This window comes from Ruegeria sp. K11 (assembly GCF_056531905.1).
This window is the reverse complement of record NZ_JBQFMP010000012.1, coordinates 98,039-124,620: the sequence shown is the minus strand read 5'-3', so window position 1 is coordinate 124,620 and position 26,582 is coordinate 98,039. Positions and strand designations below refer to the sequence as shown.

25 protein-coding genes and 3 pseudogenes are annotated in these 26,582 nt (G+C 56.8%); 17 read left to right on the top strand and 11 right to left on the bottom strand.

Annotation, left to right across the window (positions count from 1 at the left end):
* Window positions 1-310 precede the first annotated feature (310 nt).
* The 3 genes from ACR0K4_RS18300 (at window position 311) to ACR0K4_RS18290 (ending at window position 3,297) form a co-directional block, all read left to right on the top strand.
* On the top strand, window positions 311-1,486 hold the full coding sequence (locus tag ACR0K4_RS18300) for a DUF3300 domain-containing protein (protein ID WP_480855125.1): 1,176 nt from the start codon (window positions 311-313) through the stop codon (window positions 1,484-1,486).
* 100 nt (window positions 1,487-1,586) lie between these two features.
* Entirely contained in the window at window positions 1,587-2,486 is a 900-nt protein-coding gene (locus tag ACR0K4_RS18295) for a DUF2950 family protein (RefSeq protein WP_480521887.1), read from the top strand.
* 67 nt (window positions 2,487-2,553) lie between these two features.
* Window positions 2,554-3,297: a DUF533 domain-containing protein gene (locus tag ACR0K4_RS18290; RefSeq protein ID WP_480521886.1), complete on the top strand. Its 744-nt coding sequence runs from the start codon at window positions 2,554-2,556 to the stop codon at window positions 3,295-3,297.
* A 93-nt stretch (window positions 3,298-3,390) separates the two neighbouring features.
* On the opposite strand, the gene ACR0K4_RS18285 is transcribed toward ACR0K4_RS18290, so the two are convergent.
* Complete coding sequence (locus tag ACR0K4_RS18285; protein ID WP_480521885.1) at window positions 3,391-3,678, bottom strand: hypothetical protein; 288 nt, start codon at window positions 3,676-3,678, stop codon at window positions 3,391-3,393.
* Window positions 3,679-4,682: 1,004 nt separating this feature from the next.
* Between ACR0K4_RS18285 and ACR0K4_RS18280 the strand changes: the two genes are divergently transcribed.
* From ACR0K4_RS18280 to ACR0K4_RS18260, 5 genes are all read left to right on the top strand, one after another.
* A complete protein-coding gene (locus tag ACR0K4_RS18280; RefSeq protein WP_480855124.1) occupies window positions 4,683-5,987 on the top strand; it encodes an extracellular solute-binding protein in 1,305 nt (434 codons plus the stop codon).
* 71 nt (window positions 5,988-6,058) lie between these two features.
* Complete coding sequence (locus tag ACR0K4_RS18275) at window positions 6,059-6,940, top strand: ABC transporter permease subunit (RefSeq protein ID WP_480521883.1); 882 nt, start codon at window positions 6,059-6,061, stop codon at window positions 6,938-6,940.
* A gap of 11 nt (window positions 6,941-6,951) precedes the next feature.
* Window positions 6,952-7,845, top strand: a complete 894-nt coding sequence (locus tag ACR0K4_RS18270) for an ABC transporter permease subunit (protein WP_480855123.1) — start codon at window positions 6,952-6,954, stop codon at window positions 7,843-7,845.
* Window positions 7,846-7,856: 11 nt separating this feature from the next.
* The gene (locus ACR0K4_RS18265) at window positions 7,857-8,903 is read left to right on the top strand and encodes an ABC transporter ATP-binding protein (protein ID WP_480855122.1); all 1,047 of its coding nucleotides are present in this window, start codon (window positions 7,857-7,859) and stop codon (window positions 8,901-8,903) included.
* Window positions 8,900-9,922 (top strand): endonuclease/exonuclease/phosphatase family protein, encoded by a 1,023-nt coding sequence (locus tag ACR0K4_RS18260; RefSeq protein ID WP_480855121.1) that lies wholly within the window; start codon window positions 8,900-8,902, stop codon window positions 9,920-9,922. The genes ACR0K4_RS18265 and ACR0K4_RS18260 overlap by 4 nt, the downstream gene beginning before the upstream one ends.
* A 474-nt stretch (window positions 9,923-10,396) precedes the next feature.
* Here ACR0K4_RS18260 and ACR0K4_RS18255 read toward each other — a convergent pair.
* A pseudogene (locus tag ACR0K4_RS18255) lies at window positions 10,397-10,765 on the bottom strand (transposase); the annotation flags it as partial.
* Between the two features lie 81 nt (window positions 10,766-10,846).
* Between ACR0K4_RS18255 and tnpA the strand changes: the two are divergent.
* The 6 genes and pseudogenes from tnpA to ACR0K4_RS18225 form a co-directional block, all read left to right on the top strand.
* Window positions 10,847-11,170: pseudogene (tnpA, locus tag ACR0K4_RS18250) on the top strand (IS200/IS605 family transposase); the annotation flags it as partial.
* A gap of 297 nt (window positions 11,171-11,467) precedes the next feature.
* Complete coding sequence (locus tag ACR0K4_RS18245) at window positions 11,468-12,100, top strand: enolase C-terminal domain-like protein (protein WP_480855120.1); 633 nt, start codon at window positions 11,468-11,470, stop codon at window positions 12,098-12,100.
* A 3-nt stretch (window positions 12,101-12,103) separates the two neighbouring features.
* Window positions 12,104-13,012 (top strand): dihydrodipicolinate synthase family protein, encoded by a 909-nt coding sequence (locus ACR0K4_RS18240; RefSeq protein WP_480855119.1) that lies wholly within the window; start codon window positions 12,104-12,106, stop codon window positions 13,010-13,012.
* Between the two features lies 1 nt (window position 13,013).
* Window positions 13,014-14,515: pseudogene (locus tag ACR0K4_RS18235) on the top strand (aldehyde dehydrogenase (NADP(+))).
* A gap of 12 nt (window positions 14,516-14,527) precedes the next feature.
* On the top strand, window positions 14,528-15,241 hold the full coding sequence (locus ACR0K4_RS18230; RefSeq protein ID WP_480855118.1) for a cytochrome b561 domain-containing protein: 714 nt from the start codon (window positions 14,528-14,530) through the stop codon (window positions 15,239-15,241).
* A complete protein-coding gene (locus tag ACR0K4_RS18225) occupies window positions 15,213-15,740 on the top strand; it encodes an SMP-30/gluconolactonase/LRE family protein (RefSeq protein WP_480855117.1) in 528 nt (175 codons plus the stop codon). Before ACR0K4_RS18230 ends, ACR0K4_RS18225 begins: the two co-directional genes overlap by 29 nt.
* Before the next feature lie 102 nt (window positions 15,741-15,842).
* On the opposite strand, the gene ACR0K4_RS18220 is transcribed toward ACR0K4_RS18225, so the two are convergent.
* Entirely contained in the window at window positions 15,843-16,562 is a 720-nt protein-coding gene (locus ACR0K4_RS18220; RefSeq protein ID WP_480855116.1) for an alpha/beta hydrolase, read from the bottom strand.
* Between the two features lie 268 nt (window positions 16,563-16,830).
* Here ACR0K4_RS18220 and ACR0K4_RS18215 point away from each other — a divergent pair, with 268 nt between their 5' ends.
* The 3 genes from ACR0K4_RS18215 to ACR0K4_RS18205 all read left to right on the top strand — a co-directional run bounded on the left by ACR0K4_RS18215 (window position 16,831) and on the right by ACR0K4_RS18205 (window position 20,199).
* Window positions 16,831-17,922: an enolase C-terminal domain-like protein gene (locus tag ACR0K4_RS18215; protein WP_480855115.1), complete on the top strand. Its 1,092-nt coding sequence runs from the start codon at window positions 16,831-16,833 to the stop codon at window positions 17,920-17,922.
* Between the two features lie 173 nt (window positions 17,923-18,095).
* Window positions 18,096-19,061: an MBL fold metallo-hydrolase gene (locus tag ACR0K4_RS18210; RefSeq protein ID WP_480855114.1), complete on the top strand. Its 966-nt coding sequence runs from the start codon at window positions 18,096-18,098 to the stop codon at window positions 19,059-19,061.
* A 346-nt stretch (window positions 19,062-19,407) separates the two neighbouring features.
* Window positions 19,408-20,199: a cytochrome P460 family protein gene (locus tag ACR0K4_RS18205; RefSeq protein WP_480855113.1), complete on the top strand. Its 792-nt coding sequence runs from the start codon at window positions 19,408-19,410 to the stop codon at window positions 20,197-20,199.
* Window positions 20,200-20,663: 464 nt separating this feature from the next.
* Here the strand turns inward: ACR0K4_RS18205 and ACR0K4_RS18200 are convergent, their stop codons facing one another.
* From ACR0K4_RS18200 to pcaG, 8 genes are all read right to left on the bottom strand, one after another.
* Window positions 20,664-20,993, bottom strand: coding sequence for a nitrile hydratase accessory protein (locus ACR0K4_RS18200; RefSeq protein WP_480855112.1), 330 nt, complete (start codon window positions 20,991-20,993; stop codon window positions 20,664-20,666).
* The gene (gene nthB / locus ACR0K4_RS18195) at window positions 20,986-21,636 is read right to left on the bottom strand and encodes a nitrile hydratase subunit beta (protein WP_480855111.1); all 651 of its coding nucleotides are present in this window, start codon (window positions 21,634-21,636) and stop codon (window positions 20,986-20,988) included. The genes ACR0K4_RS18200 and nthB overlap by 8 nt, the downstream gene beginning before the upstream one ends.
* Complete coding sequence (gene nthA, locus ACR0K4_RS18190; RefSeq protein ID WP_480855109.1) at window positions 21,636-22,277, bottom strand: nitrile hydratase subunit alpha; 642 nt, start codon at window positions 22,275-22,277, stop codon at window positions 21,636-21,638. The genes nthB and nthA overlap by 1 nt, the downstream gene beginning before the upstream one ends.
* Window positions 22,278-22,293: 16 nt before the next feature.
* Window positions 22,294-22,968 carry a glutathione S-transferase family protein gene (locus tag ACR0K4_RS18185; protein ID WP_480521867.1) on the bottom strand — a complete coding sequence of 225 codons (675 nt, stop codon included), beginning with the start codon at window positions 22,966-22,968 and terminating at the stop codon, window positions 22,294-22,296.
* A gap of 110 nt (window positions 22,969-23,078) precedes the next feature.
* Window positions 23,079-24,017, bottom strand: a complete 939-nt coding sequence (locus tag ACR0K4_RS18180) for an acetamidase/formamidase family protein (protein WP_480855108.1) — start codon at window positions 24,015-24,017, stop codon at window positions 23,079-23,081.
* Between the two features lie 2 nt (window positions 24,018-24,019).
* Entirely contained in the window at window positions 24,020-25,099 is a 1,080-nt protein-coding gene (locus ACR0K4_RS18175; RefSeq protein ID WP_480855107.1) for a 3-carboxy-cis,cis-muconate cycloisomerase, read from the bottom strand.
* Between the two features lie 46 nt (window positions 25,100-25,145).
* The gene (locus ACR0K4_RS18170; RefSeq protein ID WP_480855106.1) at window positions 25,146-25,988 is read right to left on the bottom strand and encodes a 3-oxoadipate:acetyl-CoA acetyltransferase; all 843 of its coding nucleotides are present in this window, start codon (window positions 25,986-25,988) and stop codon (window positions 25,146-25,148) included.
* Window positions 25,981-26,580, bottom strand: coding sequence for a protocatechuate 3,4-dioxygenase subunit alpha (gene pcaG, locus ACR0K4_RS18165; RefSeq protein WP_480855105.1), 600 nt, complete (start codon window positions 26,578-26,580; stop codon window positions 25,981-25,983). Before pcaG ends, ACR0K4_RS18170 begins: the two co-directional genes overlap by 8 nt.
* Window positions 26,581-26,582: the final 2 nt, after the last annotated feature.

Here is a 26,582-nt window from a genome sequence, read left to right as displayed (position 1 = left end):
ACAGCCCCATGCGATCCTTAATAACGGAGTGCCGTCTTTCGGAGCTTTCTACGATCTCAGACAGGTCTGGTCAGAAGAGAGTATGAAACGCCTGCAGAATATGTAGGGAAACTTCCCAAAAGGGACTATTGACGCCGGTTTAAGCCTTCAAAAACATTGAAAAAGACCATTTGAGCCAAAGACTCTTTACACAGCCGTTCCTCCCGCGACAACATGCAAGAAATTTGAAAATTCGAATATCGGGATGAATTCTCCCGGTGTGCCCGTGCTAAATTGCGCGTCGGATGATTGTGATTGTAAGGGGGGAATTATGGCCGGTATTTTTCGTTGGATTGTACCCGTGTTTCTGGTTTTTGCACCGACACTTGTCGGCGCACAGACCGAACAGGAGGGTGTAGCCGAGCCTGTATCAGACGATGATCTGCTCACGCAGGCCGAGCTGGAAAATCTGGTCGCACCGATTGCCTTATTTCCGGACACGCTCTTGATTCAGATCCTGGTTGCGGCGACCAGTCCGATGGAAGTCGTCAAAAGCGACCGGTTGCTGGCCAGCATGGACGGTGAAGAGCCTGAGTTCATTCAATCTGCTGTAGAAGCCGAAGAATGGGATGAAAGCGTTGAGGTTCTGGCTGTCGCCTTCCCGGAAGTGATCGAGGATATGGCGGCCCATATCGAATGGACCGAAACCATGGGCGACGCCATGCTTGCCCAAAGTGACGAGGTGATGGTCGCCGTTCAGACCATGCGGACCCAGGCGATCAACAACGGTGCCCTGATATCGGGCGAGGAACAGCTTGTCGAGGTCACGGAAGACGAAACCGTCATCATCCAACCTGCGGACCCAGAAGTTGTTTATGTGCCGCAATATGACCCTCAGTTCGTTTATACCGACAACAACAGCAACCTTGTTGGCGACGCCATTGTCACCGGAGCTATCGCGTTTGGGACATTCGCCCTGATCGACGCCATTTTTGACGATGATGACGACTGGAATGACTACTGGGGTTGTCGAAATTTCGGGGGTTGGGGTGGGGGCCCGATCTATCGAAATCCGAATATTGATCTGGATATCGACGGCAATGTGAATATCGGCAATGACGTCAATATCGGGAACGGAAATATCAACCGCCCTGACAATGGCTGGAAACCGGATGATCGAAAGAAGGATCAGGCGCGAGACAAGATTGCCTCCAAAAAGGATCCAGGGGGCAAGACCAAGCTGCCGATAGACAAAGGTGACAGCAGCGCGGATGCCTTGCGAAGCAAACTGTCCCAGAAATCCGGTGCGCCAGATATCTCCCGGCCCGGATCGCAGGCCAAAACGGAAGCAGTTCGGAAAACTATGAAGGATGGGGGCACGCCCAAGGTCAATCGGGCCACGCCGAATAAGGCAGTGAAGAAACCGGCCCAAAAGCCAGCGGTTAAGAAACCATCCGGGACCAAGTCCCATGTCACCAAGGCCACTAAGCCCAAAGCGGTCAGCTAGCCTAAGGCGACCCCCAAGAAATCCAACGGGCAAAAAGCGCGCAAGGCTTCGCAACGGGGTAAAGCCAGCCACCAAAAAGCCCAGCGGAGGAGATAAGAGCATGACCAATAAGCTGATCAAAATAACTGCAATTGCTGCGCTGTTTTCAAACCCGGTCTGGGCCGAACCAGCCGTGTATGACTCACCTCAGGAGGCGCTTGAGGCGATGGTCGCGGCGCTGAAAAGCCCAGAGGAAGGCGCCACTTTGGCCGTCTTTGGGCCAGAGGCTGCGGACTATCTTTCCGATGGAAACCCGGTCGAGGACAAGATCAACAAACTGGCCCTGCTGTCCCTTTACAAAGAAGGCTATCGGCTTGTGCCGCAAGACGATGGCTCGGTCCTGATCGCGCTGGGTGAAGAAGGCTGGCTGTTCCCGGTGCCCATCGCAAAGACGGACACGTCATGGTCCTTTGACAACGATGCAGGTCGGGAAGAAGTGCGTCTGCGCGAAATTGGCCGCAACGAACTGGACGTAATCGAATTGATGGTGGCCTATGTCGACATCCAGGCCGATTTCCGGTCGCAGGATCAAAATGGCGACGGGGTCAGGGAATTTGCAAGCCAGATTATCTCAACCTCAGCGGATCAGCGGGATGGGCTGTTTTGGGCAGATGAAGACACGCTTTTGGGCGAGCTTTTCGCGCGCGCCTCGGCCCTTGGTTACAGCGACGGTGAAACCGATCACGCGCCCGAACCCTATTTGGGCTACTATTTCCGTATCCTGACCGAGCAAACCGATGCGGCACCCGGCGGCGCCATGGACTATTTCGTCAATGGTCACATGGTTGCGGGTCACGCTCTTCTGGCCGTTCCGGCAGAGTTCGGAGAGACTGGTGTGCACAGTTTCATGGTGTCGGAAAACGGTGTCGTGTTTGAGTCTGTTCTGGGCGAGGACACACTGGAAAAGGCGGCAGGCACAACGGGATTTGATCCGTCTGAGGATTGGCAGCCGGTCAATTAAACCGGCGCGTCAACACAGACATTCGATATTGGAGATTTTTCAGAAGACTATTAGAGGATTTGCGACAATGAGTTTGGTCAAGACACTTGCGAAGGCTGCAGTTGGTATCGCGATTGCAAAGGGAGTAGGGGGCATGATGTCCCGGTCAAACGGCGCATCAGCAGGGAGTGTTTCGGGTCGCGGCGCGCCCTATGGCGGCTCAGCTTCCCAAATGCCTACATCAGAGGGTGGAGGCTTGGGCGGCATGCTTGGGAAAATGCTGGGCGGCAACGGACCCAGAGGCCGCGGTAGCCTCGGCGGTGCCTTGGACGAACTCAGCCAGATTTCGACAGAGAGTTTTTCAGGCTCAGAGGCTGCGGCGCGTCCGTTTGATGCGCCAAAACAAGGCTCACTTGGCGACATGCTGAACCAGAGCCTTGAGGGGTTTGGTCAAGAACAAGCCACGCCATCGCCCGAGCAGGAGGAAATGGCCGGAGTGTTGTTGCGCGCGCTTATTCAGGCAGCAAAAGCGGATGGTCGCATAGATACGAGCGAAAAAGAACAGCTAACGCAGCATCTGGGCGACCTGGATCGCGAGGAACTGGAGTTTGTAAAGGCCGAGCTTGCCAAGCCCGTCGATGTGCCCGCGCTGGTTCGTGACGTTCCGGCAGGGGCAGGCGGGCAAGTCTATATGATGTCAGTCATGGGGATCGATCTGGATACAAACAAAGAGGCCCGGTACCTGCATGAGCTGTCACAAGCGCCGGGTCTCAAGCCGGACATGGTGAATTCGATCCACGATAGAATGGGTGAGCCTCGACTATTCAGATAGATTGGTCGGCTTACTCGGGAACGGTTGCGCAGATCGTGACGAATTCTCCTGCAGTAGCGCCGCTTCAAGACTCTGAGGAAACACTATTGGCGTTCAGTCCTTTGATACCAATTTGGTTTGAATGACGAACTGAGTGACCGGATCGACGTCTTCGTTTTCAAGCAGGGTTGCGAACTGGGTGTCCAAGCGTGTTTCATTCCAATTGCGCATCGCGATCGCAATCTCCAGAGTCGACGAGTGATCCTGTTCCAGCTCGCGGGAAAAGATTCTGATGATTTGGTTTCTGAGCACCGGCGACACCGCACCAGAGTCAACCAAGGCGCGAATAAGAAGTCGTTTACGGTCCTGTTTGAGATTTGCCGACCCTAACGCGGCGTCCATATGCTTCAAGCTGTACGGTGACCCTGAGCAGATGCAGCGGTCGCAGGCTGCGAGAATTCAAATGGCGGTTTCGGATTTGTTGAACGAACGCGAACTGGGTCTCGGTCAGCGACGGCACGTCGATATTGTCGAGTTCCACAGAACCAGTATCCCACGCATTCCGAGTCCCGGTGCCGGTAGTGACAAGGGTCAGATCTGATCCTGCCCCACTGAAGTGGTCATTTTGATTACTCGCATCCAACGGTTTCGATGGTCGTTCGTTTGATCCTTCTTCTGTTTCAGGATGCTTTGACCGCGCCCGAAGCAGTCATCGGGCTGGGCGATGAACATCATCTGTGTGTCAACGGGAACGGCTGGAATCCGGGCGAAGTGATTTTGTCGCCGTGGGGCAGGAGGCGGGTCTGAAGAAACGGTGTGTATCCGACATTGTCGAGCAGGTTTGCCATGCTTTCCATCAATGGCCTGTCTTTGCGGACGCAAGCGGGATTCCTGAAGCGCGAAGCCGGGAAATTGGATCAAAACAGGATGTGATTGACACAAACCGATTGGGGCGGCTCGTGGACGCTTTGATGTCAGAAGTGTTCGCCGCGGTTTTGTCGATGACATTCTTTTGCGGCAAACCGTCGACCTCGGGTATAGGCGCGAAGGATTTGGTGGCGGTTGGTTCGTTGCGTCCAAACAGGCATATGGCGTAAATGCGCGCGTTATCCCGGCCGCGTTTGCGACGGCTTGTGCTTTCACGGGGCGCGGCCTGTATGCTGGCTTTTTTGCTACTCCAGCCGTGGCCAAAGCTATCTTCTGTTTTCCCGCAATTTGTTAATACTGAAACAAATCTTTCACCAAACCGTCACACGATCCGCATAGGTGACCGCTTGTGCGCACAACCCGTGCATTGCATTGGGGTTCTTCCCCATTCGCATCAGACTTTTCACTTTGAACTGCCTGTCCCTTCACGCGGGCCTATCTGCCAAGCACCGGGACTGCTTCCGAATCGGAGGATCGAAATGACCAACTTCAAACTGAGCGCAGCCGTTGCCACCGTCGCCTTTTCCGCGACCGCAGCGTTTGCCGAAACCGAAATCACCTGGTGGCACGCGATGGGCGGCCAGCTGGGTGAGACCGTCAACAAAATCGCCGAGGATTTCAACGCCTCGCAGGACGACTACAAGATCACTCCGGTCTACAAAGGCAGCTACGAAGAGACGCTGACCGCAGGGATCGCGGCCTTCCGCGCGGGCGAACAGCCCAACGTCATGCAAGTGTTCGATGCGGGTGCCGCCACCGTGATTGGTGCCAAGGGTGCAACCATCCCGGTTCAGGACCTGCTGGCCAATAATGGTGTCGATTTCGACATCAACGAATATATCGCCGGTGTACGCTATTTCTATGCCGACAGCGACGGCAAGATGATCGGCATGCCCTTCAATTCATCGACGCCGATCCTGTATTACAATGTCGATGCGCTGGACGTGGCAGGTGTCACGCCGCCGAAGACATGGGAAGAGTTCCAGTCGACCACAGCCCCGGCGCTGAAAGATGCAGGCTACATCGCGCTCAGCCAGTCGCACCTGCCCTGGATCTTTACCGAAAACTTCATGTCGCGCCACGACCTGCCGTTTGCGACCCACAACAACGGCTACGACGGTATCGACACGCAGATCCTGGTCAACAACGACGCGATCAAGGCGCATTTCACCGCTGTAAGCGAGTGGAAGGAAAACGGTATGTTCGAATGGTACGGCACCGGTTGGGGTGACAACCAGAAGCCGTTCGAAGAAGGCAAGGTCGCGATGTGGCTGGGCTCGTCCGGTTCGTTCGGCGGTCTGCTGCAAAAAGACCTGCCATTTGAATTCAGCGCGACCGAACTGCCCTATTGGGAAGCCGTAACCGCCGAGCCCACTCAGACCTTCATCGGTGGCGCAGCGCTGTTTGCCATGTCCGGCAAGTCGGACGAGGAAAACAAGGCGACAGCCGAGTTCTTCCGGTTTCTGACCGCGCCCGAGACCCAGTATTTCTGGCATCAGGAAACCGGTTATGTACCGATCACCGAGGCCGCGTATGAGGTTGCCAAGAAAGACGGCCACTATGACCGTTTCCCGGCGGCCGCGGTTGGTGTCAACCAGCTGCAAGGCAAGGCCGGTGACAACACCAAAGGTTATCGCATGGGCTTTTACGTGCAGATCCGCGACATCATGAACCGCGAATATGGCCGTATCCTGACCGGTGAAACCGACGTCGAGACCGCGTTCAAGACAATCGAAGAAGAAGCCAACGAGCTGCTGGCCCGCTTTGGCAAAACCCAGGGTTAACCCCCGGGATCACCCCCAGAATGGTCGTGCCCTTGGGCGCGGCCATCACACTTTTTCTTACTGGACCACTCATGAAACGCGCGGGCTTCGACACGATCTGGCTGCCTGTGGCGCTGTTGCTGCCGCAGTTGATGATCATCGCCATCTTCTTTTACTGGCCTGCGGGCTGGGCCTTGCAATCCTCGTTTTTTCTGCAGGACCCGTTCGGGTTCGGATCGACCTTTGTGGGCGCGGAAAACTATACCTCGCTGCTGGGCAGTAATCAGTACAAGCGCATCGCGTGGTTCACGGTTGTGTTTTCCGTTCTGGTCACTTTTTTCTCGCTGGCCATCGCGCTGCTGTTGGCGGTCAAGGCCGACAAGGTGATCCGGGGGGCCAAGACCTATCGCACGCTGCTGATGTGGGTCTATGCTATCGCGCCCCCGGTGGCCGGCTTTCTGGGCATCCTGTTTTTCGACCAGAGCACCGGCCCCATGACCAAGTTCTTTCAGATATTTGGCTGGGATTTCAAACTGGGTGTCGACTACAACGCGACCGCAACCGCGATGATCATCGTGTCTGTCTGGAAGCAGATCCCGGTCAATTTCATCTTTTTCCTCTCGGGCCTGCAATCCATTCCGCGGTCCGTGCGCGAGGCGGCGATGATCGACAACCGGTCCGCCACCGGGCGGTTCTGGCAAGTCACTTTCCCGCTGCTGGCCCCCACCGCGTTTTTCCTGCTGATCATCAACATCACCTATGCGATGTTTGACACCTTTGGCGTCATCGACGCGCTGATGAAGGGCGAGCCGGGCAACAACCCGATGACGCTGGTCTACAAGGTCTATCTGGACGGGTTCCGGGGCAACGATCTGGGCGGCTCATCCGCGCAATCGGTGATCCTGATGGTGCTGGTGCTGGTGCTGACCGTCTTTCAGTTCCGCCTGGTGGAACGCCGGATTCACTATACCTGAGGGCTTTGGACATGGCTGAGACAACACTCGACACCCCGATCGTGGCCCGCCGCCGCCCTCGCATCAAATGGGAGGCGATCGGCGACCACACTGTCCTGATCCTGGGCGCGCTTTTGATGATGGCGCCGCCTCTGCTGGCGCTGATCACGGCCAGCCATGACGCGGTGACGATCCACCGCGAAGGGCTGCAACTGACGCTGGGCGACGATCTGGGAAAGAACTTTCACGCCGCGATGTTCGAAAAGGGCGGGTTCACCCAGACGGTTGATGGCACGCTGATGCTGATGAATTCGTTCATTCTGGGGATCGGCTTTGCGGTGGGCAAGATCATCATCTCGATGATGGCGGCCTATGCCATCGTCTATTTCCGCCTGCGTTTTGCCACGCTGGCCTTCTGGGTGATCTTCACCACCTTGCTGCTGCCGCTTGAGGTGCGCATCTTGCCCTCATACGAGGCGATCCAGAAACTGGGCCTGACAAACACCTATACCGGACTGATCGTCCCGCTGATCGCCTCGGCCACCGGTACGTTCTTTTTCCGCCAATTCTTTATGTCGGTCCCCGAAGAACTGGCCGAGGCCGCCCGGATCGACGGTGCGGGTCCGTGGAAGTTCTTTACCGACATCCTTGTACCCCTGAGCAAGACGATGATCGCAGCGATCTTCATCATCATGTTCGTCTTTGGCTGGAACCAGTATCTGTGGCCCACGCTGATCACCACGGACGAAAGCTTTTTCACGCTGGTGCGGGGCATCAAACAGATCGTCCTGACCTTTACAGACAGTCAAATCCCTGACTACGGCCAGGCCCTGATGCTGGCCATCGTGGCAATGATCCCCCCTGTGGCGGTCGTGGTCTTTTTTCAGAACTGGTTCGTCAAGGGCCTAACAGAATCCGACAAATAAGGAATGCGCGCATGGCTCAGGTATCATTAGAGGGCATCCGCAAGGTTTATCCCAACGGTTTTCACGCAGTTGAAACCACCAGCTTCACCATTCAGGACGGCGAGTTCGTAGTTCTGGTCGGCCCGTCGGGCTGCGGCAAATCCACGTTGCTGCGGATGATCGCGGGGCTTGAGGACATCACCGAAGGGGTGCTGAAAATCGGCGACCGGGTGGTCAACGATGTGGACCCGGCGGACCGGGACATCGCGATGGTGTTCCAGAACTATGCTTTGTACCCGCATATGACCGTTCGCAAGAATATCGGCTACGGGCTCAAGAACCGCGGCACCCCGGCCAGCGAAATCGACGCCCAGGTTCAGGATGCGGCAAAAATGCTGAACCTGACCGAATATCTGGACCGCAAACCGGCACAGCTTTCGGGTGGTCAGCGTCAGCGCGTCGCCATGGGCCGGGCGGTTGTGCGTGACCCGGCCTTGTTCCTGTTTGACGAGCCGCTGTCGAACCTCGACGCGAAACTGCGCAACCAGATGCGGATTGAGATCAAGGCCCTGCAACGCCGCCTTGGCACCACCGCGGTCTATGTCACTCATGATCAGGTCGAGGCGATGACGATGGCCGACCGCATCATCGTTCTGAACGCGGGCCGGATCGAGCAGATCGGCACCCCGTCCGAGATTTACCACAACCCGGCCTCGACCTTTGTCGCGTCCTTCATGGGCGCACCGCCGATGAACCTGATCGAAGCACAGATGGACGACGCGCAGGTTCGGATCAACGGCTATGACGGGCTGATGCCCGCGCCCGGGTCTTTTGTCGGGCTGGTGACCATGGGTATCCGTCCCGAAGATGTGGAACTGGACGCGCAGGGCAACATCCCCTTCCGTGTCGACATCCTGGAAGAGCTGGGAGCCCACCGCCTGCTGCACGGGGCAATCGCGGATCAACCCTTTACTGTGATGGTCGGGAAGGACCATGAGGTGCAAAGCGGCGAGACTCGCGTGACCCTCAAACCCGAAGCCCTGCGGCTGTTTGATGCGGAAACGGGAAGAACCTTGTGATCACTGATGTTTTAAGCGCGTTGCCCGCGGTGACGCCGGACCAGCGGCAGGAGATCCTGTCCGCCCCGCGTACCGCCGAGGCGCATCGTGACCTTCTTGCCATGCTTCCGGCGATGAATGCGCTGCAATTGGGCGGGTCGCCCTCGGCCACCGAACTGCCCGCCCAATTCACCGCAGCGGCATGGAATGTCGAGCGTTGTCTGTTCCCCAACGACACCGCCGCTCATCTGAACCAGATCGCCCCGGATGTGGTTCTGCTATCCGAAGTTGATCACGGCATGGCCCGTACCGCACAGCGCCACACGACCCGGGACATGGCGCACACCTTGGATATGGTTTATGCATTTGGTGTCGAGTTCCACGAGCTTGATCTGGGCGGTGAAACCGAGCGCGCCTATTGCACCGATGAATTCAACGCATTCGGCTGGCATGGTAACGCCATCCTGTCCCGGGTGCCGTTCGACCGCGCTGCGCTTATCCGTCTGGACGATCATGGCCATTGGTTCGTGCCGGAGACCGGCGCGACAGACCCCGGCCAACCTCGTGTCGGGGGACGGATGGCCATTGCCGCCGTGGTGCCGACTGCCAAGGGTCCGGTCTGCGTCGTTTCCACCCATCTGGAAAGCAATGCGAATGCCGCACACCGGCACGCACAGTTCGATCTGTTGCTAAAGGCCGTCGACGAATTTGCGCCCGATACACCGGTTCTGATTGGCGGAGACTTGAATACAGGCAACCATATCCCGCCGGACTTCGACTGGCGCCGTGAAACCTTGTTCGATCTGGCGAAAGAACAAGGCTATTCGTGGGAGTTCACGCCCGAGGGCCATACGACGCGTGCCAGCCTGATCACCCCGCATCCCGACCGCAAAATGAAGCTGGACTGGTTGACGGGCCGGGATCTGGTGCCCGTCCGGTCTGGTATATTGACCTCGATCTCGGCTTCGGACACACCACTTTCGGATCATGATTGCGTTTGGAGCACGCTTGAGATTCACAACAGGTGCTTGTCATTATAGACCGCCGCGCAAAATATTAGTGTTCAGTCACACCGATCTGCCGGATCGCATCCGGACGTGGCATCCCTTGCGCCGTCAGAACCTCAACCTGTCGTAGTTTCGTGATAATCTCTTCGGGCTAGAGTCGCGTGTTTGCCATGGTCTTCCTCCATCTTGTTAAACATGGCGGAGGACCACTTCTGTGGGTGAAGACCACCTTTCTGATCCGTACAAAACCCGACAAACATCTGCGCGGATTTCCAGACGCGGCGAGGGTTCTGCGGCAAACTTTTTGGATGGCTAAGCGTCATGGTAATTGGTGGACAGTTTAGCCTTAGTGCCGCTCCGGTTTCTTACTTAAGCGACCTTTCGTTCGAAGGCCAATGGGCTTTTCCGGCCCAAGACCAGCCATGGGCTCCGCCGCAGAGAGAAATCAGAAGTCGATCATTCGGGAAAGTGCTGAGCGCCCTCTTCTGCACCCAGCCTGAATCGACCTCAGTAAATGACGATTGCTGCGCGTGTGATTGCGGACAAAAAGACCTTTGGGCATCTGTCATATCGTGTTGCGACACGCCGCCAGTCTTTCGGTCTAGCGAACATGATTTCAATGCGGTTGCGGCGTTTCTATCGTCGCTTGTCGTATCAGACGGCTTTTTTGCGTTGCGTTCGACATGGAATGCAGGCGCGCACCCCTTTGTCTTGCAACGTTTCTCTGAACCAATCTGCATCATAGCCGCGAACTCCGAGCAGTTATTCGACACTTGGCAGACGGCTCAGCGGAGCTTTTGCCCCGGAATAATCACTGACCTTACCAGCCGTCACAAAGAAATTCAGGGGGCGATCTTGGCCGCCACAGATAGCATGGTTCAGTCCAGGCATCTGGTGGATGGGATTTAGGATGGATCGATCTGGTTCGGAAGTCCAAATGTTCCAGAGGCTAAGGTCATGCAGTATGACACCGGCAAGCACTGCGTTTTCTATCACCGTTATCATATCGTCTGGTCGACGAAGTACCGCTACAAGGTGCTGACCGGCAGGGTGCGCCTGCGCGTGCGCGAGGTCATCCATCAGGTCTGCCGCGAGAACGAGATCGACATCTTACGTGGGGTGTTGTCGAGCGACCAAGTCCACATGTTCGTGTCGGTGCCGCCAAAGATCGCCATCTCCGATTTGGTGCGCAGGATGAAGGGCCGTTCGTCACACAAAGTACAACGAGAGTTTCTCGCGATCCGCTGGCGCTATTGGGGCCGTCGGTTCTGGGGCAGGGGGTAATTTTCAACCACCAACGGCGCGATCACCGAAGACATCGTGCTGTAATATCTCGAAAACCACATCGCCGATCTTACCGACGTCAGTCGGTCGTCGTTCAGTCAGGAACAGATCGTGCAAGAGTTGTGGGGCACCGAACTGACCACGGAAAATCTCATACAGGCTGACTCGGCGTCCAACGCTGTTGCGAGTTAAGGAATACGAAAAAGCAATCGCTTGAATTCAATGCCCTGGAACCCACCAAGGCCGAGGCCGCCGAGGCGCAAAAGAACGGCTATTCCGCGTATAAGATGCGCTTTGGCTGGGGGCAAAAGGACAGCATGGCTGGAATGCGAAAATCTCAAACGGGTTGAGGCCGTGCGTGAGGTTATCGACTATGACATCGATCTGATGGTCGAATACTACATGGGCTGGAACCTGGACTACGCCAAGGGGATGCTGCCCAAACTGGTCAAGTACGAACCCCGCTGGCTGGAAGAACCGGTGATTGCCGACGATGTTGAAGGCTATCGCGAGCTCAACGCGATGAACATCGTTCCGATCTCGGGTGGTGAGCATGAATTCTCGATCATCGGTTGCAAGGACCTGATCGAGAAAAAGGCCGTCAGCGTTTTGCAATATGACACCAACCGCGTGGGCGGCATCACAGCGGCGCAAAAGATCAACGCGATCGCCGAGGCGCATCAGATCCCCGTCATTCCGCATGCCGGGCAGATGCACAATTATAACCTGACCATGGCCAACGCGAACTGCATGATCAGCGAATACTTCCCCGTCTTCGATGTCGAGGTTGGCAATGAGCTGTTCTATTATATTTTCAAAGGCGACCCCGAGGCTGTGGACGGCTTCCTTGATCTGGACGACAATAAGCCCGGTCTGGGGATCGAGATCACGGACAAACACCTGAAACACTTTGAGATTATGGAGTAACCCATGAGCTATACCGGTATCTGGCCCGTCGCGCCGACACCGTTTCATGAGGACGGAACGCTTGATCTGGAAGGCATGAAGCGCGTTCTGGATTGCCTGATCGATCAGGGCGCGGACGGGATTTGTGTGCTGGCCAATTTCTCGGAACAGTTCCTGATCTCGGACGAGGAACGCGCGGTCCTGACCCGGCTTTGCCTTGAGCATGTGGCCGGGCGCGTTCCAGTGATCGTGACGATCAGTCATTTTGCAACCCAAATCGCGGTTGAGCGCGCGCAGTTTGCCAGGGATCTGGGCGCAGATATCGTGATGATGATGCCGCCTTATCACGGGGCGCTTCTGAAAGGGAACGCGCAGCAGACCTTTGATCAGTTCGCCGCCGTGGGTGAGGTCGGCATCCCGATCATGGTGCAGGACGCGCCCCTGTCGGGCGTCGATCTGCCTGTGCCCTTGCTGGTGAAGATGGCGCAAGAGATCGAGATGGTGAAACTGTTCAAGATCGAATGCCCTCGCGCGGCCAACAAACTGCGGGCGTTGATTGCTGAAGGGGGCGACGCGATTGAAGCCCCCTTTGATGGCGAGGAAGGCATCACTTTGCTGGCTGATCTTGATGCGGGGGCGACCGGGTCGATGACCTCGGGCATGATCGTGGATCAGATCAAGCCGGTCCTCACGTATCACCATGCGGGTCGTATCGATGAGGCAACCGCCGCCTATGGTCGCGTGGCGATGGTGATCAACCATGAAAACCGCCAATGCGGCTGGCAATCCTGCAAGGCCGCGATGGTCGAAGGGGGGGTCATCCGATCCGAGTTCTGCCGCCATCCGATTGATCCGCTGCAACCGGCCATCCGCGACCGATTGATAGATCTGCTGAAACCGCTGGACCCGATGGTGCTGAGATGGGGAAAATAACGTGATCCTTGGACAAAACCTGATCGACGGCACATGGGTCGGATCAGACACCCTGCGCGCATCAGATGACCTTGACGGACATAGTTTTGCTCAGGCAACGGCGGCACAAGTCGATCAGGCCTGTCGCGCGGCGCGGCGCGATTTCCGCTCCTATTCGGGCAAATTGCGGGCCGAGCGCGCCACGTATCTGCGCACAATTGCGGACCAGATGGATGTGCTGGGCGATGAGATCACGCAAACCGGCATGGCCTAGACCGGCCTGCCTGAGGCCCGTCTGGTTGGTGAACGTGGCCGCACGACCGGTCAGTTGCGCATGTTTGCCGACCTGATTGAAAAGACCGAATATCTTGATATCCGCAAAGATGGCGCGCTCCCTGAAAGGACGCCTCTCCCCCGTCCTGATCTGCGCCTGATGCACAAGGCCATCGGTCCCGTGGCCGTTTTGGTGCGTCAAACTTCCCGCTCGCCTTCTCTACGGCGGGTGGGGATGCTGCCTCAGCTTTGGCCGCGGGTTGTCCAGTGATTGCCAAAGGTCACAGTGCCCATGCCGGTACTGCCGAACCGGTCGCCCAAGCCATCGCCAAGGCCATTGAGATTTGTGGTATGCCCCCTGCAACGTTCCAGATGGTGCAGGGTTCGGGGCGCGAGGTCGGCTCGGTCCTTGTGCAGCACCCCGATATAACGGCGGTGGGCTGTACCGGATCGCTGGCCGAGGGAAGGGCGCTGTATGATCTGTGCCACGCGCGTCCAAGCCCAATCCCGTTTTATGGTGAGCTGGGCTCGGTCAATCCGATGTTCTGCCTGCCCTCAGCGATGGGCGCCCGAGCAGCAGAAATCGGCTCGGGATGGGCCGCTTCGTTGACCATGGGTGCCGGGCAGTTCTGCACCAATCCCGGCGTTGCGGTCATGCTCAAAGGCCCCGAGGCCGATGCGTTGGAAACCGCCTGCGCTACCGCGCTGAATGACTCGGCGGAACAGAAGATGCTGACCGACGGTATCCACCAAGCCTATGAACAGGGCGTGCGCGACTTCCGCGGTCTGATGACCGAGGTCACCTCCTGCAGTGCCGCAACCGGCAAACGTGCCGCCTTGCCCGTGCTGTTCAAGGTCAGCGCGGCGGAATGGATGGGGAACCCTGCACTTCAGCGCGAGGTGTTTGGAGCGGCGGGTATCATTGTGTTGTGTGATGACACCGAACAGATGCTTGAGGTGGCAGAATGCCTTGAGGGGCAACTGACGTTGACGTTGCATATGAACGATGGTGATACTGCGTTGGCGCAGGACCTGATACCCATCCTAGAGGAAAAAGCCGGGCGTCTATTGGCAAATGGTTATCCGACAGGCGTTGAGGTCTGTTCCTCGATGATGCATGGCGGACCATATCCGGCCAGCACGGATGTGCGTGCGACATCCGTTGGAACGCTTGGAATCGCGGGCTGGCTGCGACCGGTCAGTTATAAGAACATGCCCCAAGCGTTGTTGCCTGACGATCTCAGGGGTTAGCAGGAGGCGCGAATGACAGACTGGCTGTTGTCATCCATTGATCCCGGCCGAGGCCATGACATTGGCCTTGGCCTGTCCTGGCACGCGCGTTTGATGGTCCTGAGCTGGGGGATTCTTTGTCCTGCTGCGATCCTGGCGGCTCGGTATTTCAAGATCATGCCGGGTCAGGACTGGCCTCGTGAACTGGACAATGCGACTTGGTGGCACTGTCACCGTATTGGACAAGGTCTTGTGTGTCTGCTGTCGGTGCCTGCGCTGCTATTGGCATGGTTCGCCCCACAAACGGACGCCAATCTTCACCGGTTGCTTGGATTTACGGTCTTGGGGCTTGGTGTGGTGCAGTTGGTCGGAGGCCTGTCCCGGGGCAGCAAAGGCGGGCCAACAGATCCTTCGGGCGTGTCTGGTGATCATTTTGACATGACGGCTCGGCGACAGATGTTTGAAAAACTGCATCGCGGTTTCGGGTATGCGGTGCTACCCCTGATGGTGTTGGCAATTGTGACTGGTCTGTGGGCCGCGAACGCTCCACGATGGATGTGGTTGGTTCTTGTTGCCTACTGGATATTGCTTGGCTGTCTGGCCGGGCGCTGGCAGCGTATGGGCCGGGCTTTTGACACTTATCAGGCCATTTGGGGGCCCGACCCGGGGTTTCCGGGAAATCAATTGGCTAAGTCTGGTTGGGCGACCGTCAGACCGGGTGACAGGACAAAAAAAGGAACCGATTAATGTTCTGGACGGCACCGGAATCCAAGTGATCGAAAAAGAGTTTGAGGCCTGCTTTATCAGGCATGCCCGTGTCGAACGATTGTGGACCGGTGCGCGCCGACAGCGAGATCGGGGCCTGTCATGTTTATCGTATCGACCCGACTTCACGAAACCAAACGGGTTGGCTTTCTCGGCTGATGAGAGCAGTTTGTTTGTCTCGGATACAGGTGTCACGCATGATCCGAACGGACCTGCGCATATCCGCAAATTCAAGGTGAACAGTGATGGAAAAAGCCTATCCTGCGGCGAGGTGATTGCAGAATGCACCAACGGGCTGTTCGATGGAGTCTGCCCGGACAGAGAAGGGCGTATATGGAGCTCAGCCGCGGATGGAATTCACTGTCTGAATTCGCACGGCGTGTTGACCGGAAAGGTCCATATATCTGAAATGGTTGGGAATGTGTGTTTCGGAGGCGCCAAACTGAACCGGTTATTCGCTGCTGGTGCCAGCTCTCTTTAGGCCGTTTATCTGAATGTGAACGGTGCCGCTTTTTAAAGCTGGTCATGGCTGCCGCTCAGCGAGCGAAAGGAACCAGCCGCGTCCGCAGATTGCAGCTCTTTGTCATCTGGGCGGCAGGTGCGTGTCCAGAAATGCAGTGAGCGCGGCCCAGTATTCTGCTCCATCGCCACTTACAAGTGCCGAAGCCCCATGGCGACCGCGTCCTTTGGGGTTAAACCCGGTGACAGGTCCGGGGATTTTTGCCTCAAAAGGTTTCCATTGACCGGTTTCGTTTCGGGCTGAGGTCAAAAAGACGGGGGCCTTCAACTTTCCCAATCGTTTCGAAACGTAACCGCCGCCGAAATACTCACCCGGTGAAAAGGCCATGATGGCGTCAGCGAAGCCGCTGTCTTCAGCAGCGAGCACAAGGACCAGACCAGCGGAATAAGAAGATCCAAGCACGCCTACATTCCGCGCGCCAGTGTTTTGTCGCGCCCAAGTGGCGGCCGCCTGCATGTCAGGAATGGCATTGGTATAGGCGACATTACCACCCGCCTTGGCCGCAGTTTCGTTCTTCACGCCGTTGAACTTGCCGCCTGACCGCTGGTCAACGGCGAGTGTCGCATATCCCAGCGCGTTCAGGCGCTTGGCGATTTCCGAGTATTCGCCACGGCTCGCTCCGGCCATGTGATAGAGCACGAGAACAGTGTTGTAGGATTTGTCTGGTTTCTGGAGTTCGGCAGTAACGACCACGCCGTCGGCGGCCTTGAAACGTACGGTTTCCGCAAGGGCGGCAGAGACGCTGAGAAGAAGGGCCGCAAGCGCAACAAGCAGTCTGGTCATTGGTATCTCCTGAAAGTTCAGAATAACTCTAGCACTCTCGTCGCAGGGGTGCGGTCACGTTTTGAGGATCGGGGGATGTTCAAAAGACGGCATGAAGGAACCAAAGTTAGCAGGCTGCCGGTGTGAGAGGCAGGTGTGAGCGGATTCTGCGGCTGTACGATTGCATAGTTTGGCAATTATCTTGCAATCACTCACGGGTTTGGGTTCTCGTGCACTGACCCATGTCCGCGTTGACGATCGAAAGCTCTGCAAGAAAGGCCTGCCGACTGTGTCTTATCCCACCATCAAAAAAGTGACCGCTCGCCCGGTTCTGGTGCCCTTGCGCCGCCCGGTAGTTGTTATGACCGGCCAGGTCACTCTGGCGCCTTTGGTACTTATAGACCTTGAACGCAGCGATGGTGTTGTCGGTCGTAGCTACCTGTTCACGTATTCCCCGCTTGCACTCAAGGCAACGACGGCCTTGCTGCGCGATCTAGCGCCGGTCGTCCAAGGTGTCGATGCTGATCCCCGAGGGTTGCGCGCGCGGCTGTTAAGTCAGTTCAAGCTTCTGGGTGCGGAAGGGTTGACGCTGATGGCTATTGCCGGGCTCGACATGGCCGCCTGGGACGCCGTTGGGCACAGCGTTGGGCGACCGCTGTATGACATTCTGGGCGGTGCGTCCCGGGCCCTTCCTGCATACAATTCAAATGGCATGGGCCTGATTGGTCCCGGCAAGGTTGCGGATGAAGCCCGAACACTCTTGTCAGATGGTGGGTTTTCGGCGCTGAAAGTCAGGTTGGGCTATTCCGACGTGGCCACAGATCTTGCTGTCATTGATGAAGTACGCGCAGCTATTGGTGATGCAGCGACCATCGTGACAGACTATAATCAGGGTCTTTCCATGGCAGAAGCAAAACACCGCCTTGCTGCATTGGCCCATTGTGATTTGGGCTGGATTGAAGAGCCCGTCGCGTTTGACAATTTTGAGGGCCTGGCCGAGTTGCGCGCGGCCTCGGTTATTCCGATCCAGGGCGGCGAGAACCATTGGGGGCCGGGCGATATGGCAAAGGCCACGCGTGCCGGGGCGCTTGATCTGGTCATGATAGATGTCATGAAAATCGGAGGCATCACCGGATGGATTGAAGCCTCGAGCCTTGCGCAGTCTGTGGGTTGGCCCGTGTCATCCCACCTGTTTCCCGAGGCGAGCGCGCACCTGCTATGTTCAGATCCCGGCGCGCATTGGTTGGAATGGGTCGATTGGGCGAACCCGATCCTTAAAGACCCTTACGAGGTCGCCAACGGCACTGTGACACCGCCAAATCGCCCCGGGCTGGGGCTGGAGTGGAATGACAAAACGGTCGCGCAATATACAGCAGAGTGACGTATATGGCACCGGAAAGCAGTGAGACCACCTCGTGGGTGGTTAAGTTTCGAACAGTCGTATTGTTGCCTCTCATCACGGTTGTTTGAGGCGTTTAGAATTCTGCCATAACAAAACTACCTGACATGTCACGTAACGTCACAAAAACGCCTATTTTTCCGGGAGGACCTACGATGACATCACCTAATCGACGGCAATTTCTGGCATCAAGCGCAGGTGTCGCAGCACTTGGCCTAACTGGTCAGCTTGCATTCATGACACCTGCAAATGCAGCGGATTTGCGGAAAAAGGGACATTACTCGTATAAAATCGGCGATATCGAAGTGATTTCGGTCTATGACGGCATCTGGCAGAACGATGGCTTTGATACGATCTCTCCCGGTGTGGCCGGAGATGACATCAAAGCCGCACTTAAAAAGGCCAATCTGACGACAGACTACGTGCCGATTGAATTTGCCTATACAGTGGTCAAAACGGGCGGCAAAACCATTCTACTGGACGCAGGCACCGGTGGTCAGTTGGCTCCGACTGCGGGTCTGGGAGCCAAGGGTGGGCTGGCAGCTGCCGGGATTACTCCGGACAAGGTTGATAAGGTCATTATCAGCCACATGCACCCAGATCACATTTTTGGCTTGATGGAAAAGGACACCAACGCCCAGGTTTTTCCCAATGCTGAAATTATGGTGGGCGAGACCGAGTATGATTTCTGGACCGATCCTTCAATCATTGAAAAACTTCCAGAGCGCCGCAAGGGTCTGGCCAAACGCATTCAGGCGACGTTCCCAAATTGGGACAACGTCACTCGGTTTTCCGGAGAGAAAGAGCTTGCGCCCGGGTTGCGCGCGGAAGAGAGTTTTGGTCATTCTCCCGGCCATCTGAACTTCCACATTTCTTCGGGGGATCAACAGGTTCTTCTGATCGGCGACGCCATTATTGTCCCGGCGCTTTTCCTGACCAATTTAGATTGGCAGCTGGGCTTTGATTCCAACAAAGAGCAGGCAACAAAAACCCGGAAGGCGCTGGTTGAAAAGGCGATTGCCGAGGACATGATGATTGGCGGTTACCATTTCGGCTTTCCAAACGCGGGCAAGATCAAGAAAGACGGCGACAGCCACGTGTTTATCCCCGCCGAGATCTGAAGCAGATTCAACATTACAGGCCGGAACCAATTCAAAGGTTGCGGTCTGATTTTCGCAAGCGTGACCGTGACGGTTTTTCAGTTGGGTCATCAGCAACGGCCCAGCTTTATCATTGATCGTCAATGCAAAACGTGTCCGGAATTAAGCCCGGCAATTGCAGAGGTTCAAGTTTACGTGCTGACTTGTGATTGTCGTGCCAATTGCGCAGGCCTGTTGCAGGTCTACTGTCTGCTCCAACGCGCGCATCGTCCTTGTTCAGGGTCGGGTGCTGGCAAGTCAGGGAAAGGACGTTTCAATGAGATCTTCGGTTCGCACAATTTTAGGGGCCTCTGTGTTCGGTGTATCAATGAGTTTTGCCGTGCACGCCGGTGATCTTCAGGCCGGCGGCGAGACGGCCGGGCAATGCGCCGCTTGCCATGGCAGTGCAGGCATCAGCACGGCGGACAACTTCCCCAATCTCGCCGGACAGAAAGAGGGTTACATCAAGGCTCAGTTGAAGGCATTCAAGTCTGAGACCCGGAAGAATGCGTTGATGAATGCCATCGCCGCGAACCTGTCTGATACGGATATCGAAAACCTGGCTGCTTATTTCGCCAGTCTCCCCGGTGGCCAGGCGGGCGCTTCGGCCAGCAATGACACCGGTCTGGACGGCTCGCTTTTGTCGTTTCCGAAAGATCACGAGACCACGTTTACCCGCTATCACCGCAAAGATTATGATGATCGCAAGCAAGTGCGGTATTTCAGTGGAAATGACATCGCACTTGCAGGTGTCGCCGATGGCGGTCCGTTTGAACCCGGTGCGTATTTTCTGGTCGAGGTCTTTGATGCCAAAAAGGATGCCGATGGCAATTTGCTCAAAGACGCGGATGGTCGGCTGATTGCGGGCGAGCGCAAGTTCTATACAGCAATGGAAAAGCGCGGCGGCTGGGGCGATGATGTTCCCGACATCTATAAGAATGACAATTGGCGCTATTCGGTGTTTGAAGTGGACGGCAGCAACAAGGATGGCGTCAACGAAGCGCCCTGTATGGCCTGTCACAAACCACTGACCGAGGACGATTACGCCTTTACCTTTGACTGGGTCAAAGACTTCGGCGCGTCAAAGACCATTGGGTATTCGCATAAGGTTGTTGAATAGTCGGTACGTTTCGGTGAGCGTTAATTTATGTAGAGGTCCTGATGAATACATCAGGACCTTTCCTTTCGAAAATGAAGCTGTTTCCAGTGAACTTTCAGTCACTTGGAAACGTTAAACGACTTGAGCGTGTCGGTCAGTATTGGGAACGCCGTTATCCCGACGATCTGAGCGCTTGCTACAAAAGTCTTCGGGTTTAACGAAAACGATAGTTTCCGGACGGATGGCAAAATGGTTTTTTGTTCGAACACAGGTTTCGTAACCGTTAGATGGCGGTTGAGTGATTATTGCGCGGTGAATCGAACGAGCTGGTCGTATGGCCGGCGCCCCAAATTTCAGAATGCCTGGTGGCAAAGGTGTTGCCGATCGGGCATCAATTGTTATGCGAAACTGGTTGGGCGAGAGCAAACGACAGGGTCTGGAAACAGAAGCCGTGCCGAACATGGGTCAAGACGCAAACGCCGGGTTCAGAGTTTCACCGGTCGGCCATGTGGGGTCGAGATGTACGCCTTGATCCAGTCTTCCTTTCGGGCTGCAATCTGACCGGCGTCAATATCTGTACCAGTTGCGATCAGAGTTTCCAGGGCGTTGATGACGGCGCGGTAATACGTCTCTTCCGTGTCCGGGGCACCCTGCGTATTGGCGGTTTTTAAGGCGTGACCCAGTGCATCTGCCCAGTCGCCGGCGGTGAACTGCCCGCTTGTCACCAGAGTATCCGCCATAGCCAATGCCTGCGCGTGCCAACCTTCTGAGAAGTGCGGCTGGATTGGGGCCAGAGGGTCTTCTGGTTCAAACAAAATAGCTCTCCCACAAATCGAGCTTCACACTGTCTTTAGAGTTGGCGCTTTCGCCCCAAAGCTCCTGAGCGGTGAAGCTGACGGTATAGTGATGCTCGTGCTTCGCGATCCCCCGGGCATTCAGATCGGGCAGAATATAGGCGCCATGATGGGCGACGATGGTGCCCGTGCGACCACGGGCATAGCGCGGCAGGCGGGTATGGTCTGCAGTTATTGTGCGGTGCGTCGTAACCGACTGACCGGGTTGGAACCGCGGGGCGTCAGTAATCTCTGCCCGCGAGCTTTTTGTGCCGCTGCGAATTTGTTCCAAAACATCCGCAAGATCGTGTACGGGGGCATTGGATTCCGCGTCGGACACCTCACGATTGGACAGAATATCCTCGGTCGAAAACACGGATGAGGTGATCAGGCCTGTTGTGTATGTCAGCATCCATTTCTCAAAATAGGGGATGTTCAGATAGACATGAGGGGGAAGACGTTCGGTAATGTGACGCCACCAATCGACCGTCCAGTCCGGCGACCAGGTTGTTCGGGCAATGGCCCACATGCGGTTTTCCCAATCTTCCATCTGAACATGACCATCGTGGTCGGTTTCGACCGGGCCAAATCCCTGCATTCCACCAAGGTCATGAACTCCGTCCATCAGGCATCTCCGATCTGCAGGTCGCGATCTGTTCCGATCATCGCGTTACGGGTGACGATGTCGGCCAGCTGGGTTTCGCTCCATCCCTCGGTGCCAGCCGGGCGCTCCGGGATCACGATATACCGCAGCTCGGCTGTGCTGTCCCACACGTGGACGGCAATCTCTGCGCCAAGGGTGACGCCGAACTCAGCCAGAACAAGGCGAGGTTCGCGGACCGCGCGGGCGCGATATTCGGACGATTTGTACCATGCTGGAGACATGCCCAGAATGGCGAACGGGTAACACGAGCACAGCGTACATACGATCAGGTTATGGTCCGTCGGCGTATTTGCGACGGCCGTCAGATTGCCGGTTGCATGACCTTCGAAGCCGAACTCCTTGATTGCCTCGGCTGCGTTGTCCAGAAGGCGGTCCCGAAACTCTGGATCAACCCAGGCGCGCGCCACGACCTGCGCGCCGCGCTTGGGCCCAATATGCTCGGAATAGGCTTCGACCCAGGCGTCCAGCGTCTCGGTCGCGACCATGCCGCGTTCAATCAACAGGCTTTCCAGTGCTTTGACGCGCAGGGCCGGGTCCGGGGGCAAATGAGAATGGAGGTGGCGATGCACCTCGGCTGCTTCGTCACCGTCAAAATTTGTCATTGTTTCCCCCTTAACCTCAGTCCTGATAATTCTGCGGGAAGAGCGCGCGCATCGCAACTTCGTCCCGTTCGGACTTGAATGTGATATCCTTGCCCACGTCACGCGCCCTGGCGACGGCGGGTCGTGTGTTGACCATATCGAACCATTTTTTGAGGTTTGGATAGGCGTCCAGTTCGCCTTCACCCAGAACCGGTGTCACGCGATCAATCCAGCCCCAGGCTGCGATATCCACGATCGAGTATTCATCTCCAACCAGATAAGTGCGGTCCGCCAGCCGCGCATCCAGAATGCCATAATGGCGCTGCGCCTCGCGGCGATAGCGGTTCACCGCGTAGTCGAGCTTCTCTGGCGCAGCATGCTGGAAATGCACCGCCTGACCCGAATATGGCCCGAGACCGCTGGCGATGAACATCAGCCATGACAACAGGTCCGCCCGGTCCTCGACCCGACCTGTAAACTTGCCGTATTTTTCGCCCAGATACAGAAGGATCGCGTTGGAATCGAACACAATGGTTCCGTTATCGTCAATCGCGGGCAACTTGCTGTTGGGATTGATGCGGGTAAAGTCCGGCGCGTGCTGTTCGCCCTTCAACGTGTCCACAGGCTCCACTTCGTAAGGCAAGCCAGCCTCTTCCAGAAATAGCGCCACTTTCATCGGATTTGGGGTTGGATGGAAATAGAATTTGATCATTGGAACTGCCTTTGGTCGCAACAGTGTCTGCATAGGGTTTGTGCCCGGTCATTCCTTGCGCCTCAAGGCTGCGGCGCGGTGTTTCGGGCAAAGTAAACTGTTTGTGAGGGTTAACCCGAGGGCGAAGCCAAATGCTGCTTGGCCATCATCATATGTACACCTTTTTCGCGGTTGACGGTCTGGGTGATCCGCAAGTCTCCGGCCAGTGAGCACAGCATGTAAGCGTCATGGCGCGACAGGTTTGCCGTGTCAGCCACAAGATCGATCATGCGCCGCAAGGCGATCTCGACACATTGGTCCAGGTCCGCGTGCATTCCCATGGTGATCCAATGTGTGGGTGTTTCCGCCTCGGGGTAGGTCAGGGCCATATCCTTGCGCACGGTCAGACGGAACCGACCTTGCAGGGCCGTTTCGATTGCGGTCACGCAAACCTCACCGTCACCCTGAGCCCCGTGACCGTCGCCGCACGAAAACAGTGCGCCTTCGGCAAAGACCGGCAGGTAAAGCGTTGTGCCTGCGACCAGTTCCTTATTGTCAATATTTCCTCCGTGCGCGCGCGGCTCGATGGTTGAGATACGTCCCCAGCCCGGTGGCGGCGCGACCCCCATCACGCCAAAAAAAGGCGCCAGGCGTAGCGTTGCACCCCAGGGCAGGGCGGCTTCGTTTCTGTCCGCATCGAGGGACAGGATAGTGGTTTGCGCCCGGTCGAAATCCAAAGGCAATGTCCCCGCCAAGGGGCGGATCACATTGTACCCCCAGTCCTGACGCAATCGCACATCCAATATGTCAATTTGCAGAACATCTCCGGGCGCGGCACCATCAACGGCGACGGGTCCGGTGAGGATGTGGCCGGGCATTGCTGGCGCACCCTCTGCGTGAAGCGCCTGAAGCTCGGGCGGCACGTGGTAGCCGTCACCGGGCAGAACCTGCGGTGTGCCGGACACGGTATTGACGGTTATTTCTTCGCCGCTTTTGATCGTTGCCGCTGGCGACAAGGCGGCATCAAAAAACCCCCAGTGGCAGGTTTCGGGTCCTGCATTCAAGATCATGGTCAGTCCTTTTTGTCAGTCATGATTAAAGGGTCACCGATGGAGGTGATTTGCGTGCACAACGTTTCAGCCGCTGCAAGCGCGCGTGCTGTGGCTTTTGCCATATTGGGCAAGATCATCCATTCCAGCGCCCATGCGCTACCCGACCGTTCCTGTTCATGAACAAGGGCCTGATGCATGCCGGACACTTGCGTTGCGTTGAACCGGGCAAGTGTGACCAGAAGCTCTGCCAAAATCGGGTTTCGCTTATGGGGCATCGCGGAAGATGACCCGCCACCGACAAGTGTGATCTCATCGATGCCTTGCTGTGCCATCAGGCAGATATCCTGCCCCATTTTGCCCAGTGCCCCTGTAATCATTGACAAAAGATCCGCGTATTCAACCAGAACGGCCCGGGTCACCTGCCAGGTGTCTAGCGAGGGGGCCAGCTGCAGTTCTTTCGCTAAACATGAGATCAATTCGACACGGGCGGATCCTAAGGTCTGCCCGTCCCCAACCGGACCGCTGAGTTGCAACCGTTCAATCCTCTGACGCAGGTTCCCGAGGCGCTCCAGATGAGCCGCCAGTGGCGTGTGCCATCCCGCAAGGCGGTGGTCGACCGAGATTGGCAAAGCAGCCTGCATCCGCGTGCGCCCCATGATCATGCGTGTGCCGAAAGCCTTGCGCAGGCCGTCCAGTGTATTGTCCAAATCTGCCAAGCGGGCCTGCAACAGATTGCTGTTGTCTCGCAGGGTCAGAACCAGTGCGGTGTCCATGACATCTTGCGAGGTGGTCCCCGTATGAATGGCGCTGGCCAACGGTCCGGCGTTCGATCTGAGCGCCTGAACCAACGCCGGGATCGGCAGCCCGTCCAATTGCGTACCGGCACGCAAAGCATCAGAAGTTGGATGTGCCTGTTCGATCAGTTTGGCTGCGGCCTTTGCATCAGCCTCAGCGTTGGTTCCGGTCACTCCCAACGCACGCGAATAAGCAGCCTCGAATGACAACATATGAGACAGGGTGCGTTCGGCGGACCAAATCTGTTCAGCCTCGTCGTCCCCAAACAGACCAGAGAACCAGGGATGCGTGAACAGATCGGTCATGTTGAAAGGTCCTCTGAAAAAGGCAGGGCCTGCTGATGAGGCCGCATCACGCAGCGGCCTTGCGCAGACCCAGAATGCCTCGGGCCTGAGCGGCTGTGGCAACCGGTCGGCTGTGCTTTTGACACAGATCGACCGCACGCCGGACCAATGCCGCGTTCGATGGGGCGAGCGTGTCGCGATCCAATCGGACATTGTCTTCCAGACCAGTCCGCACATGACCACCAGCGGTGATTGACCATTCGTTCAGCAAGATTTGGCCGCGCCCGATCCCTGCGGCGCACCAGGGCACGTCGCCAAACAGCTTGTGTACGGTTTTGACATAGAAATCGAAAACGTCCCGCTCGACCGGCATGGCGTTTTTCACGCCCATCACGAACTGAACATAGGGAGTATCCCTGATCTTTCCGGCCTGATGCATACGGGCGGCTTGCAGGATGTGCGACAGGTCAAATGCTTCGATCTCGGGTTTGACGTCATGGGTCAGCATTTCGCTGGCCAGCCAGTCGACAAGATCCGGAGGGTTTTCGTAAACGCGGGTTGGGAAATTGTTCGACCCCACTGACAAAGACGCCATATCCGGTGCCAGCGGCAACATACCGCCGCGAGCGCGGCCGGCGCCCGATCGGCCGCCTGTGGACAACTGGACAATCATACCTGGGCAATGAGCCTCGATCCCGGCCTTGAGGGCGGCAAAACGCGCAGGATCAGAAGTCGGTTTGCCCTCGTCGTCGCGGACATGGCAGTGGGCGATAGAAGCACCGGCCTCAAAGGCTGCGTGCGTGCTTTCGATCTGTTCGGAAATTGTGATGGGGACGGCTGGATTGTCTGCCTTTGTGGGAACCGATCCCGTGATTGCGACACAGATGATGCAGGGCGTTTGTTCAGACATCGAAAAACACCGTTTCCCCGTCGCCGCGCAGGCGGATATCGAACCTGTAGCCGTTAGGCGTCTCCACAGCGACAAGGGTTTTGCGGCGGTCCTCCTGTTCGATCAGGTTCAGCACCGGGTCGGTTGCGTTTGCTGCGGCTTCATCCGGAAAGTAAAGCCGGGTATTCAACCCGACATTGATGCCCCGCGCAACCAGCCAGAGATTGATATGCGGCGCCATCATCACGCCTGCCTGCCCTGCGACCGCGCCGGGCTTGATCGTGTCAAAGCACCATTCGCCTGTGTCAAAGTCTGGTATGACACGTCCCCAGCCGCGAAAGCCTGTTTCGACTTCGCCATGACCGGGATAGAAACCCGCCGCATTGGCTTGCCAAGCTTCTATCAAAACGTCCTTGACCGGCGCGCCGATGCTGTCCCGGACCATGCCCCGGATCGTGATCCGTTCTCCATTGGCATTCGGACCGGTTATGTCCCTGCCAAGTTCATGGTCATAGATGTCAAACCCCGCATCCCCCGGTGCCAATCCGATGTGAACGTAGGGTCCGGCAGTTTGCGAGGGCGTCTCTTTCAAATATTCGAGCTTTTGAACCATGA